At 72.5% G+C, this 14,770-nt stretch carries 14 protein-coding genes; 13 read left to right on the top strand and 1 reads right to left on the bottom strand.

Annotated elements, in window-relative coordinates:
• Positions 1-320: 320 nt before the first annotated feature.
• The 11 genes from SYYSPA8_RS00070 (at position 321) to SYYSPA8_RS00020 (ending at position 11,894) form a co-directional block, all read left to right on the top strand.
• Positions 321-761, top strand: a complete 441-nt coding sequence (locus SYYSPA8_RS00070; RefSeq protein WP_323445485.1) for an HD domain-containing protein — start codon at positions 321-323, stop codon at positions 759-761.
• Between the two features lie 735 nt (positions 762-1,496).
• The gene (locus SYYSPA8_RS00065) at positions 1,497-2,501 is read left to right on the top strand and encodes an ABC transporter ATP-binding protein (protein ID WP_323445484.1); all 1,005 of its coding nucleotides are present in this window, start codon (positions 1,497-1,499) and stop codon (positions 2,499-2,501) included.
• Positions 2,498-3,301: an ABC transporter permease gene (locus tag SYYSPA8_RS00060; protein ID WP_323444763.1), complete on the top strand. Its 804-nt coding sequence runs from the start codon at positions 2,498-2,500 to the stop codon at positions 3,299-3,301. Before SYYSPA8_RS00065 ends, SYYSPA8_RS00060 begins: the two co-directional genes overlap by 4 nt.
• A gap of 1 nt (position 3,302) precedes the next feature.
• Entirely contained in the window at positions 3,303-4,118 is an 816-nt protein-coding gene (locus SYYSPA8_RS00055) for an ABC transporter permease (RefSeq protein WP_323444762.1), read from the top strand.
• 185 nt (positions 4,119-4,303) lie between these two features.
• Positions 4,304-4,897 (top strand): hypothetical protein, encoded by a 594-nt coding sequence (locus tag SYYSPA8_RS00050; protein WP_323444761.1) that lies wholly within the window; start codon positions 4,304-4,306, stop codon positions 4,895-4,897.
• A 505-nt stretch (positions 4,898-5,402) separates the two neighbouring features.
• The gene (locus tag SYYSPA8_RS00045; protein ID WP_323444760.1) at positions 5,403-6,740 is read left to right on the top strand and encodes a hypothetical protein; all 1,338 of its coding nucleotides are present in this window, start codon (positions 5,403-5,405) and stop codon (positions 6,738-6,740) included.
• A 212-nt stretch (positions 6,741-6,952) separates the two neighbouring features.
• Positions 6,953-8,056 (top strand): glycosyltransferase family 2 protein, encoded by a 1,104-nt coding sequence (locus SYYSPA8_RS00040; RefSeq protein WP_323445483.1) that lies wholly within the window; start codon positions 6,953-6,955, stop codon positions 8,054-8,056.
• A gap of 77 nt (positions 8,057-8,133) precedes the next feature.
• A complete protein-coding gene (locus SYYSPA8_RS00035) occupies positions 8,134-8,418 on the top strand; it encodes a hypothetical protein (RefSeq protein WP_323444759.1) in 285 nt (94 codons plus the stop codon).
• A 77-nt stretch (positions 8,419-8,495) separates the two neighbouring features.
• Positions 8,496-9,650, top strand: a complete 1,155-nt coding sequence (locus SYYSPA8_RS00030; RefSeq protein ID WP_323444758.1) for a hypothetical protein — start codon at positions 8,496-8,498, stop codon at positions 9,648-9,650.
• A 76-nt stretch (positions 9,651-9,726) separates the two neighbouring features.
• Entirely contained in the window at positions 9,727-10,593 is an 867-nt protein-coding gene (locus SYYSPA8_RS00025) for a DUF6065 family protein (RefSeq protein ID WP_323444757.1), read from the top strand.
• Positions 10,590-11,894 (top strand): glycosyltransferase family 2 protein, encoded by a 1,305-nt coding sequence (locus SYYSPA8_RS00020; RefSeq protein WP_323444756.1) that lies wholly within the window; start codon positions 10,590-10,592, stop codon positions 11,892-11,894. The genes SYYSPA8_RS00025 and SYYSPA8_RS00020 overlap by 4 nt, the downstream gene beginning before the upstream one ends.
• 52 nt (positions 11,895-11,946) lie before the next feature.
• On the opposite strand, the gene SYYSPA8_RS00015 is transcribed toward SYYSPA8_RS00020, so the two are convergent.
• A complete protein-coding gene (locus SYYSPA8_RS00015) occupies positions 11,947-12,423 on the bottom strand; it encodes a ricin-type beta-trefoil lectin domain protein (protein WP_323444755.1) in 477 nt (158 codons plus the stop codon).
• A 271-nt stretch (positions 12,424-12,694) separates the two neighbouring features.
• Here SYYSPA8_RS00015 and SYYSPA8_RS00010 point away from each other — a divergent pair, with 271 nt between their 5' ends.
• On the top strand, positions 12,695-13,933 hold the full coding sequence (locus SYYSPA8_RS00010; RefSeq protein ID WP_323444754.1) for a helix-turn-helix domain-containing protein: 1,239 nt from the start codon (positions 12,695-12,697) through the stop codon (positions 13,931-13,933).
• Positions 13,934-14,058: 125 nt separating this feature from the next.
• Positions 14,059-14,770, top strand: a 712-nt coding sequence (locus SYYSPA8_RS00005; protein ID WP_323444753.1) for a helix-turn-helix domain-containing protein, incomplete at its 3' end; no start/stop codon positions are given.

Raw genomic sequence — 14,770 nt, 5'->3', positions numbered from 1 at the left:
ACCGGTCCTGTCCGCCGAGCGCCGGTCGCGCGGACTGTTCACCCGCGCGACCGGCGCGCACGACACCTCCGTCGCGCCGGTTCACCCGGTCGCTGTGGGGATCCTCACGCGACCGGTGCCCGAAGCGGTCCGTGCGGACGGGTGTGGGGCGGGCACCGGTCCGGCGGCCGACGGGCGGCGCCCCCCGGACGTCCACCCGTTCCTCTCCTCTGGAGGTACCCGTGCGCCGTACCGCCCGGCTGGCCGCGGCACCGAACCCGGCCACCACCACCGCTCCCTCCCCCGCCCGCCACGGCTGCGGCGACCGATCGGCGTCCCGGCTGTGGACTCTCGCGGAGATCGAGACCGTCGCCCGGCGGGCGCACGCCGGCCACACCGACCGGACCGGACAGCCCTACGCGGAGCACATCGCCGCCGTGGCCGAAGGAGTGCGGGCCCGGGGTGGCACCGCCGAACAGATCGCCGCCGGCTGGCTGCACGACACCGTGGAGCACCACCGGCGCCCGCCGGAGTGGCTGCGCTCGGCCCCGCTGCCGCAGTCGGTGAAGGACATGGTGACCGCCCTCACCCGGGGCGAGGACGAGGACCTGGAGTCCTACGTGGGGCGGATCCACGAGACCCCGGGCGCGCGGCTCGTCAAGGAAGCCGATCTCGCGAGCAACACCGACCCGGAGCGGCTGGCCGCGCTGGACGCGCCGACCCGGGACCGCCTCACCGAGAAGTACACGCGGACCCGGACCCTGCTGGGACGCTCGCGGTAGAGGTGTACGCGGTGACCGGCGCGGGGCCGACCGCGCCGGTCACGGCGTGTCCCGTCGCCGGGTGCGCCCGCGCCGCAGGGCGGGCGGGACCGGGCGAACAGCGGGAGCGGGACCCCGCGCCCGGGCTCCGGGCGGCCGCCCACCGCAGCGGCGCCCCGCGCAGGCCGGTTCCGTATCGACCGGTGGCCCCGGCCCGTCGAGCGCCGGCCCGCCCCACGTTCCCGTACGGGCGGCCTCGCGCGCCCCCGGCCCCCAACCACACCGTGATCCCCGGGCGGCGGCCCGCGCCGATGGCGCCCTCCCCGTGGCCGCCGCCCGCGGCCTGCCCGCCCCATTGCCGTCCGGAGCTGCGGTGATACCCAGGAATTCGATGGCAGCGGGGCCGACGGCGCGGGTAGGGTCCGAGCTGCCGGAGAGCCGCACCGGCGGTCACCGCGGCCCGAGGGCGATGTCCCCGTCCGGCCGGCACACCACCATGAATCCGTCCCGCTGAAGCGGGGCCGCCCACGCCGTCAGGGTGCGTGAGGCGACCGCTCGGGCCGATGCCGCCCCGGGAATCCCCCGCGCGCCCCGCCCCTGCGCCCGAGCCGCACCGTCGCGCCGGGCCGGGCCGATTCCGCCGTACCCCCACACACCCGTTCCAACAAACCCGTGCCGACACACCTGTACCAACACATACCCGTACGGCCGACACCCGTACGCACACCACGAATCCGGGGAGGATACGTGTCCGCGATGATCAGCGTCGACGGCCTGGTGAAGGAGTTCAGGAAGGTGAGGCCGCACGAAGGACGGCTGGGCGCGGTCCGTACGCTCTTCACCCGCCACCACGACGTGACCCGGGCGGTCGACGGTGTCTCCTTCTCCGTCGGCGAGGGCGAACTCGTCGGCTATCTGGGGCCGAACGGCGCCGGCAAGAGCACGACCATCAAGATGATGACCGGGATCGTGATGCCGACGCGGGGCAGTGTCCGGATATCCGGCCTCGACCCCTGGCGGGACCGTTCACGCAACGCCGCCCGAATGGGTGTCGTCTTCGGCCAGCGCACCCAGCTGTGGTGGGACCTGCCGCTGCGGGAGTCGTTCCGGCTGGTCGGGGCCATCTACGGGGTGTCGCCCGCGGACTACCGCGAGAGCCTGGCGCGCTTTGTCGACCTGCTGGACCTGGGGGAGTTCCTCGACCGTCCGGTGCGCCAGCTCAGCCTGGGGCAGCGGATGCGCGGCGATCTCGCCGCCGCCATGCTGCACCGGCCCCGGGTGGTCTATCTGGACGAGCCGACGATCGGCCTGGACGTGGTGGCGAAGGACCGGATGCGGGCCTTCGTCGAGGAGACGGCGCGGGCCGGTGCCACGACGATCGTCCTGACCACGCACGATCTCGCCGACGTGGAACGGCTCTGCCCCCGGGTCATCCTGATCGACCACGGCCGGGTCCTGTACGACGGGGATGTCCGGGGCCTCAAGGCGGCCTACGCCACCCACCGGGAACTCGTCGTCCACCTCGCCCCCGACGAGAGAACCGGCCGGGCGCCCGCAATCAGCCCCGGGGACGTCCTCGGGGCGGAGATCGTCTCCCAGGAACAGGGGCTGGTCCGGATCCGGTTCGAGGCGTCCCGGATCGCCGTCCAGCACCTCATCGACTCGGTCAACCGGAACTACCCGGTGCGCGACCTGTCCATCGTGGAACCCGATCTGGAGGGCGTGGTGCGCCGGATCTACAGCGAGGGGCTCACCCCGTGACCGCGACCGCCCCCGGCCTGCGGCGGATCGCCGCCGCCCGGATGAGGACGGCACTGACGTACCGCCAGAACGTGCTGCTGCTCCAGGTGATCGTCATCCTGAACATCTTCATCCTCTCCCGCCTGTGGACGACCCTCTTCGAGGGCCGGCAGACGGTCGACGGGATGACGCTGCACGCCTTCCTCCTCTACCTCACCGTCGTCAATCTCCAGAGCTGGATCTTCACCGACTTCACGGTCAGCCAGTACGTCTACGAGCGGGTCCGCACCGGCGAGGTCGTCTTCGACCTGATGCGGCCGATCGGATTCATCCCCCAGCTGCTGGCGCACATGGCCGGATCGCATCTGTTCATGGCCCTGTCGGTCGTGGTCGCGCTGCCGGTCGTCATGGTGGTGGGCACGCTGGCCGCCCCCGCGTCGACGGCCGCGCTCGCCCTGTATCTGCCGGCGCTCCTGTGCGGATACGTCATCTCGGTGCTGATGGCCGTCCTGCTGTCGATGGTGGCCTTCTGGACGGTGGAGACCAGCGGATTCACCGTGCTCTACCGGCTGATCAACCAGTTCTTCGCGGGCACGATGCTCCCCGTCTCCCTCTTCCCCGAGCCGCTGCGGATCCTCGCCGCGCTGCTGCCCTTCCAGAGCACGGGATACGTTCCCGCCGCCATCTACGTGGGGCGGATCGAGGGCGGTGAGGCGCTGCGGGCGCTGGCGTTCCAGGGCGTCTGGATCCTCGTACTCACGCTGGCCGCCGCGGCGGTCTGGCACCGCGGCCGGCGGCGGATCGCCGTCCAGGGAGGGTGAGATGAACCGATCGTTCAAGGAGACGCTGTCGCTCTACTGGACGCTCCAGAAGGCGGCGTTCCGCGCGGAGACCGGCTACCGGTTCAACTTCGTGCTGCTGGTCTGCATGGGCATCGTCTACCAGGGCAGCGGAATCGCCTTCATCTGGGTGGTCCTGAGCCGGTTCGACTCGATCGGCTCCTGGACCTTCTCGGACGTGGCGTTCCTCTACGCGCTGCGGCTGCTGGCGCACGCCGTGTGGATCGTCCCGTTCAACCAGCTGACGTCCCTGGACACGACGGTCCGCGAGGGGCGCTTCGACATCTATCTGCTGCGGCCGCTGAACCCGCTGATCCAGGTCATCACCGGGCGGGTGCGGATGAACATCCTCGGCGACGTCATCACCGGCGTCACCCTGTTCTGTTTCGCGCTGTCGGCGGCGGACGTCGACTGGACCGTGACGAAGGCGCTCTATCTCGTCCTCGCGGTGCTCGGCGGAGCGGCGGCGGAGGGCGCGGTGGTCCTGCTGGTGTCGGCGCTCTCGTTCCGTTTCCTCCAGACCTGGTCGGCGCACATGCTGACGGACAATGTGTTCCTCCTCTTCGGCTCCTATCCGCTGCACATCTTCGGTACGGCGACGGCGTGGCTGCTCACCTGGACAGTGCCGGTGGCGTTCGTGGCGTACGTGCCCGCGAGCGTGCTCCTGGACCGGACCGGCGATCTGCCCGTGCCCGCCGTCCTGGCGTGGGCGGCGCCGGCGATCGGCTTCCTCTGGCTGTACGCGGCGTACCGGATCTGGGGCCGGCAGATGCGCCACTACCAGAGCACCGGGAGCTGAGGCCGGTCCGGTGGGTTCGCCGCACCCGGTTCGCTGCCCCCGCGGTGGGCGGAGTTGCCGTTTCCGGGCCACCGGGCCCCCGGGATCGGGCATTCTGGGGCCGTTGACGCGCGGCCCTGAAGCGTCCGCGATGGAGACGGGCGCCGCCGGGCCCGCCCGAGACCGACCAACGATACGGTGGAACAATGGGCTGGAAGTCCGATGCGTTCGGTTCGTCCCACGAAGGCAGGGCGGGAGCGGTCCTGGCCGACGGCAGCGAGCCGAAGCCGGTGTACTTCGACTCGGTGAGCGGCGGCTCCGGCCATACGAGCAGCGACTGGTGGGTGTACGACGGCACGCTGGGAGCGCCGTTGGCGCCGTTCGTCAGGGGCGCGTGCTCGTGCGGCTGGCGTGGTGTGCCGCGCCATCCGGTCAACTGGGCCGAGGTGGAGGAGGACGGCCCGTACGGGTTCGACACCTCGGGTCCGCAGGACGACTGGTGGCTGCACATCGACGAGGTCGAGGCCCGTTCGGTGCCGCTGCCGACCGGGCTGGCGGATCTGCTGGAGCAGCTGGGCGAGCAGTTGCACACCCTGGCGGGTGACGCGCCGCTGGCCGCGCTGCGGGCGGCGGCGACACTGGAGCGCACGCTCCGGGAGACCGGTCGCACCGCCGCGCTCCTCGTGGAGGCCGACGCGAACAGCGGCGAGGTCTCGTGGGAGTCGATCGGGACGGCTCTCGGGCTCACCCGGGAGGACGCCCGCTCGCGCGTGTGGCACTACACCTCGGCCCGCCCGTGACTCGATAGTTCCCCCTGGCCCCGCCTGTCCCGCCCCGCCCCGCCCCCACGTCATGGGGGCGGGGCGGCTGCCGTTCGGGGGCGCGCCGCCCCGCTGGGAGCGATCTTGGAAGAGGGGGAGCGACAAGCCGAAAACCATACCAGTGGCACGTGCCCGCCCCGGCTCGAACCGGACGGATGGGGGCAGCACTCCCTGCACTCACGAACCTTCCGGATCGGGACGTTGGCCGAAGTCGGTTTGTCCATATGGCGCCAGCACCGGATTCGGGGCGCGCCGTACCTCAGCGCACGTGCGCTGTCACTGGCCGGAATCGCGCCCGCTCGCACGGCGCCCGATTGACCCGTGATCATGCGCCGGTTTGACTTGCCCACCAGCCGCGCCCCCCACGTCGCTCGATCTGTTGGGACCGGCCCTGCCCCCACCACCCACGGGGGCCCGGCCGGAGCAGGATTTCCGCACGTCAGCACAGCGTCCACGGAATCAGCGAGAAGCGGAGACATCACACATGACACCTCCCGGCGCAGGCCAGGGAACGCCCCTCCTCGTCATCCGGACCCTGGGGCACGCCAACCGATTCGCCACCTGGGACAGTGAGTTCCGCTACGACGGGCGGATCAGGGTCCCCATGGGTGTGAAGATCAAGGAAGTCAGGTACTCCTACACCGGCAACGGGATCACGGATGTGTCCGCCATCGAGCTCAAGCGCGGGCAGGGCGGGATGAACCAGGAGTACGAGGTCATCGATCTGACCTTCCTCGACGACGCGGATCTGATCACCTTCACCCTGCGCGGCGACCTGAACGTCGACGCCGACCCCCGGCCCGCCTACGGCCGCAAGTACTGGATCAAGGTCGAGGCCATCCTGGACAACGGGGAGGTCCGCACCGCGAACGCCGAGATCGAGGTGCTCGACGGGGCCTGGCAGAAGAGCGACCCCGAGGTCACCGGGCGGCCCTTCGTCCGGCTCCCCTGGGACAACGCCTGGGCCGTGGCCGGCGGCAACAGCCAGGCCGGCTTCGGGTACGTGGCCGACAACGGCCGCATTCCCGGTGACAAGTTCATCATCGACCTGGTCAATCTGCGCCAGGGCACGGCGGGCGTCCCCAGCAACAACAGCGACCACGTCTTCTTCCAGCTGGTGCACGAGGACGGCACTCCGTCCCGCTACACCCCGACGCCGCAGCTGCACAAGGCGACGGGGCACAGCGGTGCCGGCATCGAGAACAAGACGCTGCTGCCCGCCATCGATCTGCGGCAGCTCGGCGACAAGCCGGGCTACTACCGTCTCCTCGTCTGGCCGCAGTCCACCGACCCGGACGGCTCCCCCAGCAAGCTGCGCTGGGACCAGGACAAGCCGGAGGACGCCTTCCAGATCGGCAGCGTCTACTACCGCTACACGGCGCCCCGGAGCGCCGACCCCGGGCTGCGGGCCACCGTGAAGACGACGACGCTCACCGCCACCGCGGGTCAGGAGCGCTGGCTGTACCCGCCGTTCGTCGTCCGCAACACCGGTCAGCAGACCATCGGCAGCGTCAAGGCCGTCTTCACGGCCCCGGAAGGGCTGCGCTTCCTGGAGGACCGCGTGGCGTTCACCCGGTGGGGCGACGAGACCCAGGAGATCGTCGCCCTGGGTGTGCTGTCGGCGGACCGCCGCACCCTGACCTGCCCCGCCGTGCCCCTCAACCTCGAACCCAGCGGGCCCGGCAGGGACGCCTGGGTCTCGCTGTACCCGGCGGTGGCCGTCGAGGGCACGGCCACGGGCCGGCTCCAGGTGGGCATCCAGCTGGGCGATCCGGTCTTCGCCACCGGCGAGGACACCATCGCCGTCGAGCCGAGGGCCTGACCTCCGGCACGGCGAGGGGTGGGGGTGCCGCGCGTACGGCCGTGGCACCCCCGTACGCCCGACACGTACGACCGCGACACGTACGACCACGACGCGTACAGCCGACGCGTACGACCGACACGTACGACCACGACGCGTACAGCCGACGGGTACAGCCGATGCGTACGGGACGAAGCGCCAACAGCGAACAGCCCAGGAGCCCTTGTATGGACATGCCGGCCTTCCAGGCCAGGGTGCGGCGCGCGCGGTCCCGTGCGGCCGGCCCGGCGGCGCACATCGTGGCGCTGATACCCGCCCACAACGAGGCGGAGCGCATCGCCGCGGCCGTCGCGGCGCTGCACCGCCAGGAGCGGCCGCCGCACCGGATCGTCGTCGTGGCCGACAACTGCTCCGACGACACCGGGGCGGTCGCCGAGGCCAACGGCGCGACCGTCCTCGCGTCCCGCGACAACCCGCACAAGAAGGCCGGAGCCCTCAACCAGGCCCTGGACCGGCTGCTCCCCGGGCTCGACGGCACGGACCTGGTCCTCGTCCAGGACGCCGACACCGTGCTGTCCCCCTCCTTCCTGGCCAGCGCCATCGAGGCCATGGACCGCACCGTGGGCGCCGTCGGCGGCATCTTCTACGGAGAGCGCGGCGGCGGTCTGCTCGGTGCCCTCCAGCGCATCGAGTTCCACCGCTACGCACGGGAGATCGCCCGGCGCGGCTACCGCGCCGACGTCCTCACCGGCACCGCCACCCTGTTCCGGGTCTCGACCCTGCGCGAGGTCAAGGAGGCCCGCGGGAGCGGCCGGATCGGCGGCGGGTCCTCCTACTACTCGCTGGCCTCCCTCACCGAGGACGACGAGATCACCAAGGCGGTGCGGACCCTCGGCTACCGCACCGTCTCACCGCCCGGCTGCGCGGTCGTCACCGAGGTCATGACGAGCCTGCCCAAACTCTGGCACCAGCGGCTGCGCTGGCAGCGCGGCGCGCTGGAGAACCTGCGCGACTACGGCTGGACCAGGGTGACGGCGCCCTACATCGTCCGTCAGGGCCTGATGGGGCTCTCCGTGCTCTGCCTCGCCCTGTATCTGGTGTTCACGGTGTGGATGTTCAGCCGGGGCCGCCCCGAGTTCACCCCGTTCTGGCTCGCGGTCGGCCTCGTGTTCGTCGTGGAGAAGGTGGTCACCGCGCGCGGCGCGGGCTGGAGGTCCCAGCTCCTGGCGGGGACCCTCGGCGTCGAACTCGCCTACGACATGTTCCAGCACGCCGTCTACCTCCGGTCCCTCTGGGACATGCTCGGGCGCCGGGAGGAGCAGTGGCGGGCCACCTGAGCCGCCGCCGTCCCTGTCGGCCCCACCGCCTGCCGGCACCCGGTCAGCAACCGGAACCCGGTGAACAAAGGGGGAACGTGTACGCAGGAGTACCGCCGCTCGGCGCGCTGGGCGCGGGCGGGGCGTCCGCACTGTCGGTCAGGTCGTCGGGGCCGGGGGCGCGGTCGGGCTTCCAGACACTGGCCACGGTGGTCGCGGCGACCACTCTGATCATGGCAGGGGCGTCCGTGTACAAGCTCCTGCCCCGGCGGCGCGCCGGCTACGTGCCGAGCGGAGTCCCCGTACCGGCCCGCCGGAACCACGCCGGCCGCCGGGACCACCCCGCGCCCCACCCGGAGCGGCGGTGGGTGGCGGTGCCGTGACACGGGTCGGGGGCGGCGCCCGCCCATGGCCCCGCACCCGTGCGCATCCTCTTCAACCTCACGAAACGGAAGGTGTCATGACCGATGATGTGAGCACGCCGGAGCAGCCGGGCGAAGAGCCCGGGGCCGGTGCGGAGCAGCCGCTGGAGATCATCGAGGCCGGGGCGGAGCAACCCACCGACGTGCCAGGGGCCGAGGAAGGCGCCGGGGGCGAGGAAGGGGTGATCCAGACCCGGGGGATATGGATTCCGCTTCCGTGGATTCCGGTTCCCACGCCCGCCCCGCCGCCGCCGACGCCGGCCCCGACGCCCGCTCCGACCCCGCCGCCGACGCCTCGGCCGACCCCGGCTCCCACACCGGCCCCCACCCCCGCTCCGACGCCGGCTCCGACCCCTCCGCCGCCACCGCCGCTGACGGCGTCCGTCGCGGAGCGGCCCCCCACCCCGGCGAAGAACCCGGGCGACGCGTGGGTGTACGCGTCGGTGCTGATCCGGAACACCGGTGCGCACCCGATCGGCTCGGTGCCGGTGACGGTGACGGCCCCGGCGGGCACCCGGTTCTCCAGCGCCACCCTCGCCATGTACCGGTTCGACAGCGGGGCGGAGACCCAGCACACGGGCACGCTCTCCCCGGACGGTCGGCAGCTCACCCTGCCCGCCGTCCCGGTCGTTCTCGCACCCGACCCGGCCCAGTGGATCGTCCTCGTGGCCGAACTGAAGGTCGACCCCGGCGCCGCCCCCGGCGATGTGTCCGTCACGTTCTCCCTCGGTTCACCCGCCTTCGCCACCGGCCCCACGCGGATCACCGTCCTCGGGCTGCGTGCCTCGGTGCAGGAACGCACTCCCTTCCACGAGGCTCCCGCGGGCGCTCCCTGGGCGCTGTACCCGTCGGTGCTGATCCGGAACGCCGGTACGCACCGGATCGGCTCCGAGCCGGTGACGGTGACGGCTCCGGCGGGCACCCGGTTCGCGAGCCCCACCCTCACGATGTACCGCTCCGACAGCGCCGGGGAGACCCGGCACACCGGCACCCTCTCCCCCGACCGCCTCCAGCTCCTGCTGCCCGCCGTCCCCGTCGACCTCCCGCCCGACCCGGCGCAGTGGATCGTCCTCGTCGCCGAACTCCAGATCGACGCGGGCACCGCCCCCGGGGAGGCCCCCGTCGCCTTCGTCCTCGGCACGCACGCCTTCGCCACCGGAGCCACGCGCATCAGGGTCCTCCCGAGTCCCTGAGACCCCGACCGGCCGGTGTGCCGATGTGCTCCCGCCGTCGGCACACCGGTCGACCTCCCTGCCTGGAGACCACCCGTTGCCCCCCGAAGACGAGACCGAGCCGGAACCCGTCCTGCTGGCCTACCGGTTGCCCGACACCCCCGACCTGCCCATCGTTCCCGCGCCCGCCCGGCGGGACTGGTGGGACGGCACGACCCTGCACTACGCCTATCGGTGCCTGCCGCTGCTCATGGCCAACCAGAACGGCTGGTGGGTCCTCAACGACCGGGCGTTCACCGTGCGCTGGAACGGCGGCACGGCGACCTCCGACCTGTGTGTCCGGTACGCGGACGGGGGCACCGGCGCCCGCCCGGCCATGAGCCACTTCGGCCACGGCATCCTCACCTTCCAGGTCCCCTACCTCTTCCGGACGCCACCGGGCTGGAACCTCGTCGTCCGTGGCCCTGCCAATCTCCCCAAGGACGGGGCGCACCCGCTGGAAGGGCTCGTGGAGACCGACTGGGCGGTGGCCACCTTCACCATGAACTGGAAGATCACCAGACCCGGTGCGGAGATCGGCTTCGAGGCGGGGGAGCCCTTCCTGATGCTGCTCCCCCAGCGGCGCGGGGAGCTGGAACGGTTCCGCGCCGCCGAGGTCCCGATCTCCCGGATGCCGGACGCCGACGACCACCGCGCCTGGCACGACAGCCGGATGGGGTTCGCGCACGAGATCCTGGCCGCCGATGCGGCCGTGGCGGCGGACATGTGGCAACGGCACTACATGCGCGGCACCCACCCGGCCGCCGACCAGCCCTTCCCCGGCCATCAGCGGCGGCTGCGGCTGCGCGATTTCTCGCCCGCGCCCACGGACTCTCCCACGGACCGCCCCGCGGATTCCCCCACGCATTCCCCCGCGGACTCCCCCTCGGCTGTCCCGAGCGCGGAGGAAGGGGCCGCCCGGTGAGCCGGATCACCGTCGGCATGGCGACGTACGACGACTACGACGGCGTGTACTTCACCCTCCAGGCGCTGCGGCTCTTCCACGGCCCCGAGCTGGCCGACGCCGAGTTCGTCGTGGTGGACAACCACCCCTGGGGACCGGCCGCGCCGTCGCTCCGTGCCCTCGGCGACCTCGTACCGGGATACCGGTACGTGCCCTTCGGGCAGTACGCGAGCACCGCCGTCCGGGACCTCGTCTTCCGGGTGGCCCGGTCGCCCGTCACCCTGTGCCTGGATTCCCACGTACTCCTCGCCCCGGGCGCGGTCCGTGCCGTGCTGGAGTTCTTCGAGACCCGGCCGGGCTCCCCCGATCTGCTCCAGGGCCCCATGCTCGGGGACGCCCTCGCCGACGAGCGGCAGCCTCCGTCGACCCATATGGCTCCGGAGTGGAACGACGGCATGCTGGGCGCCTGGCGTGCCGACCCCCGGGGCGCGGACCCCGGGGGCGCACCCTTCGAGGTGGGCCTTCAGGGCCTGGGGCTGTTCGCCTGCCGTACCGACGCCTGGCCCGGGCTGAATCCGCGCCTGCGCGCCCACGGCGGGGAGGAGGGCTATCTGCACGAGAAGTTCCGCCGCGCCGGCGGCCGGGTGCTGTGCCACCCGGGCGTCCGCTGGCTGCACCGTTTCACCCGGCCGCAGGGACCGTCCTTCCCGATCGGGATGCTGGAACGGGTCCGCAACTACGCCATCGGCCACCGGGAACTCGGCCTCCCCACGGACGGTCTTGAGCATCATCTGCTCGGCCTCGTCGGCGAGGCGCGGGGCCGGGACGTGCTCGCCCGCGCCCAGCGGCAGCTGGACAGCCCGCTGGCCTACTTCGACGCCGTCCTCTGCCTGGTGGACGACGGCTCGGAGGCGACCGCCGGACAGGCGCTGCGCGCACTCGACGCACTGGACATCGGCTGGCTGGCCGAATGGCTGACACCCCCGGCCGGCGACGCTCCCCTCACCACCGGGGACCGTACGGCAGTGCTCCGGCAGATCGCCGGGGACGCCGCCACCCGGGGGCTCGACCGGGTCCTCGTCATCGACGCCGACACGGTCTTCGCCCCCGGCGACGCGCGGTGGCTCGCCGGAGCCGTCGACTCCCTGAGGACCCGCCGCTGGGGCCTGTGCCCCCTGTCCGCTCCGGGTACGGCGGGCACGGCCCTGGCCGTGCACCGCAGGGCCTTCGACGGCGTCCGGCGCGGCGACCCCACCGCACTGGCCGACGCCGGACCCTGGCTGCGCCGCACCGCTGAGGGCGGGGCGCACCGCTGGGAGTGACCGATGCGCTCCGGCCACCCCCGTGGAACGGTCGCGGAGGCAGGGGACGTGCCTACTGCCAGTTCCACTTCCACTGGTACTTGGCGGGGTCGTCGACGGTGCCGGGGGCGGCCAGGCCGACCGTGCCGGTGGCCCAGCCCACGAGTGCCCTGCCGGGGAAGCCCCGGGAGACGACACCGACCGTGGTGCCCGGGATGCGTTCCCACAGCTGGCCCGGGTCGGTGGTGTTGCACACCGAGAGGTAGAGCCGGGTGCCGTTGGTGTCGAGGCAGGAGTCGCTCTGGTAGCCGTTGCGCAGCCAGCCGTCCTTGCTCAGATGCCACGAGTTGTCGTTCGTGGGCCGGCAGGCCACCTGGGAGACGGGCTTGGGCCCGGCGATCGCGGTGTTGATGCCGAGACAGGCCCGGGTGTACGCGTTCTGCAGGACGACCCAGGCACCGGGTCCGGTGGCATGGGCCGGCTGGGGCACGAGGCCGACCCCCAGGCAGGCGGCGGCGGTCAGCAGAGCGGTATGGATGCGGTGATTCATGGTGTCAGCAGAACTTTCCGGGTCGGAAACCGTGGATCTCGTCGTGGCTCCGGGACGGCCGCGGCTCAGCGGCGGACGGCCCTCCCGGAACGGGTCCCACTCTGCGTGCCGTCTTCGCCTTCGCCCCAGCTGATGGGGAGAATGTCGAACGCCGGAACGTTCGGAACGGGGCCGACCTGGGGGAATACGCCCCTCCCCGAACGCGCGACCGGAACGGCGAACGGCAGGACGAACGGCAGGGCGACGGAAAATGGGGGCACCCGGGGTGGGGATGGACAGTGACGGCGTCGCGGTTCTTCTGCGGGAGTTGAAGGAACGTTCCGGCCTGAGCTACGGGAGGCTCGCCCGGCGGCTGCACATGAGCCCGTCGACCGTGCACCGCTACTGCAACAGCGACGCCGTGCCGGCGGACTTCGCCCCCGTGGAGAGGATCGCGCGGCTGTGCGGGGCGGACCGCGAGGAACTGTCGCGGCTGCACCGGAGCTGGATCGTGGCGGACGAGACCCGCCGCCGCGCCAAGGGCGCCCGCCCGGAGGACGCCACGGGCACCGGGACGGACGGACCCGAAGCGGCGGAACCCGCCGTACCGCCGCCCGGACCGGGTCCCGAACGGCCACCGGTGCGCACGGACACCGAGGAGCCACGGCAGCCGGAGGCCACCCTCAGGGAGCCCGGCCCTCCGGTCACGCGCCGTCGGCGGCGACGGGTCTGGGCCCTGGCCACCACGACTGTAGTGGTGGTCCTCGCCGCGTTGGGTGCCGCCCTGGTCTGGCCCCTGACATCGAAGGCTTCCCGCCCCGACAGCCCGGTCGGCACGGGCGGAAGCAGCCCCTCGCCCGTCGGCGCCCGGCCGGCCGTCGAACCCGCCGGGCGTGGGCAGTCGCCCCGGGTGCCGCTGACGGCGGATGTCGACCCGTATGTCTGGAAGGACCCGTGCAGCCAGGTCTACGTGGTGGACCAGCCCCCGGAGCAGGTGCCTCCGCCGCCTTCCGGACAGGACGCACGGGGCTGGGTGACCGCCCTGTCCGGGGTTCCGGGAGGGGCGATGGTGATCGACGTGACGCTCCAGGGGCTCGGTGACGAGGTCGTCGTCCTCAAGGCCCTGCATGTCCGTGTGGTCGCCACCGGCGAGCCGCTGCCCGGCAACGCCTATGTGATGGGCGTCGGCTGCGGCGGCGAGGCACGCCTTCGCAGCCTGGACATCAACCTGGACACCGCACGCCCCCGCCCCGTCCCCGTCGCCGGACACCGGGGCGACCGGACACTGCCCGCGACCGACTTCCCCTACCAGGTGTCCGCCCGCGACCCGCAGACCCTGAGGATCACCGCACATACCCGTGCCCGCGGCGTCCGTTGGTACCTGGAACTCGACTGGACCAGCGGCGGACACAGCGGCACCCTCCGCCTGGACAACAAGGGACAGCCCTTCACCACCAGTGGCACCACAGGGCTGCCTGCCTACCAGTTCCCTCTGGGGGCCGACGCCTGGGAACCCTTCCAGGGCGGGTGACCCTCCTGCCGGAATCTGCTTCCGCCCGGTGATCAATAGCTCAGGCAACCCTTCTGACCTGCGACGCACCCGACGTACTGTGTTCACTGGTCGATCAAGGGTGGTTCACCGCGGGGGTGTTGGTGGTGGCGGGGCGTCATGAGGTGCCGGTGGATCCGCAGGCGGGTCCGGTGGAGGAGTTCGCGTTCGGGTTGCGGAAGCTGCGGGTGGAGGCCGGGCAGCCGACGTACCGGGTGCTCGCTTCCCGGGCGGGTTTCTCGGTGAGTGCGCTGTCGCAGGCGGCCGGGGGGCGGGAGCTGCCGAGTCTGCGGGTGGCGCTGGCGTATGTGCGGGCGTGTGGGGGTGAGGTGGGTGAGTGGGAGGCCCGGTGGCGTCGGGCCGCGGCGGCCGTCCGGGACACCACCACCGCTGGCGCTGGTGTGGAGGTGGTGCCGTACCGGGGTCTGGCCCGGTACGAGAGCGGGGACAGTGCTCTGTTCTTCGGGCGGGAGCGGGTGACGGCGGATGTGCTGGCCCTGGTGGGGCGGCGCAGGTTCGCGGCGGTGTTCGGGCCGTCGGGGAGCGGGAAGTCCTCGCTGCTGCGGGCGGCCGTGATCCCCGCCCTGCGCCGGCCCGGCACACCGGACGGCCCGGGCGGCCCGGGGCTGGGGCTGGGGGCGATCCGAATCCTCACCCCCGGCAGCCACCCCGCCCGCACCCACACCCACCTCCTCACCCCCACCGCAGAGAGCGGGGAGGTGCTGGTGGTGGTGGACCAGTTCGAGGAGGTGTTCACCCTCTGCCGCGACCCCGACCAGCGCGAGGGGTTCCTGCGCCTGCTCCTGGCCGCCCGTAACG

The sequence above is a fragment of the Streptomyces yaizuensis genome, from assembly GCF_034961445.1.
Classification (GTDB): domain Bacteria; phylum Actinomycetota; class Actinomycetes; order Streptomycetales; family Streptomycetaceae; genus Streptomyces; species Streptomyces yaizuensis.
Note: the sequence above shows the minus strand (reverse complement) of the source record. Positions and strands in the feature narration are given on the sequence as shown.

Coding starts and splice junctions, on each gene's coding strand:
- SYYSPA8_RS00045 (WP_323444760.1), top strand. CDS start 5,403: ATGACACCTCCCGGCGCAGGCCAGGGAACGCCCCTCCTCGTCATCCGG.
- SYYSPA8_RS00065 (WP_323445484.1), top strand. CDS start 1,497: ATGATCAGCGTCGACGGCCTGGTGAAGGAGTTCAGGAAGGTGAGGCCG.
- SYYSPA8_RS00050 (WP_323444761.1), top strand. CDS start 4,304: ATGGGCTGGAAGTCCGATGCGTTCGGTTCGTCCCACGAAGGCAGGGCG.
- SYYSPA8_RS00055 (WP_323444762.1), top strand. CDS start 3,303: ATGAACCGATCGTTCAAGGAGACGCTGTCGCTCTACTGGACGCTCCAG.
- SYYSPA8_RS00040 (WP_323445483.1), top strand. CDS start 6,953: ATGCCGGCCTTCCAGGCCAGGGTGCGGCGCGCGCGGTCCCGTGCGGCC.
- SYYSPA8_RS00015 (WP_323444755.1), bottom strand. CDS start 12,423: ATGAATCACCGCATCCATACCGCTCTGCTGACCGCCGCCGCCTGCCTG.
- SYYSPA8_RS00030 (WP_323444758.1), top strand. CDS start 8,496: ATGACCGATGATGTGAGCACGCCGGAGCAGCCGGGCGAAGAGCCCGGG.
- SYYSPA8_RS00010 (WP_323444754.1), top strand. CDS start 12,695: ATGGACAGTGACGGCGTCGCGGTTCTTCTGCGGGAGTTGAAGGAACGT.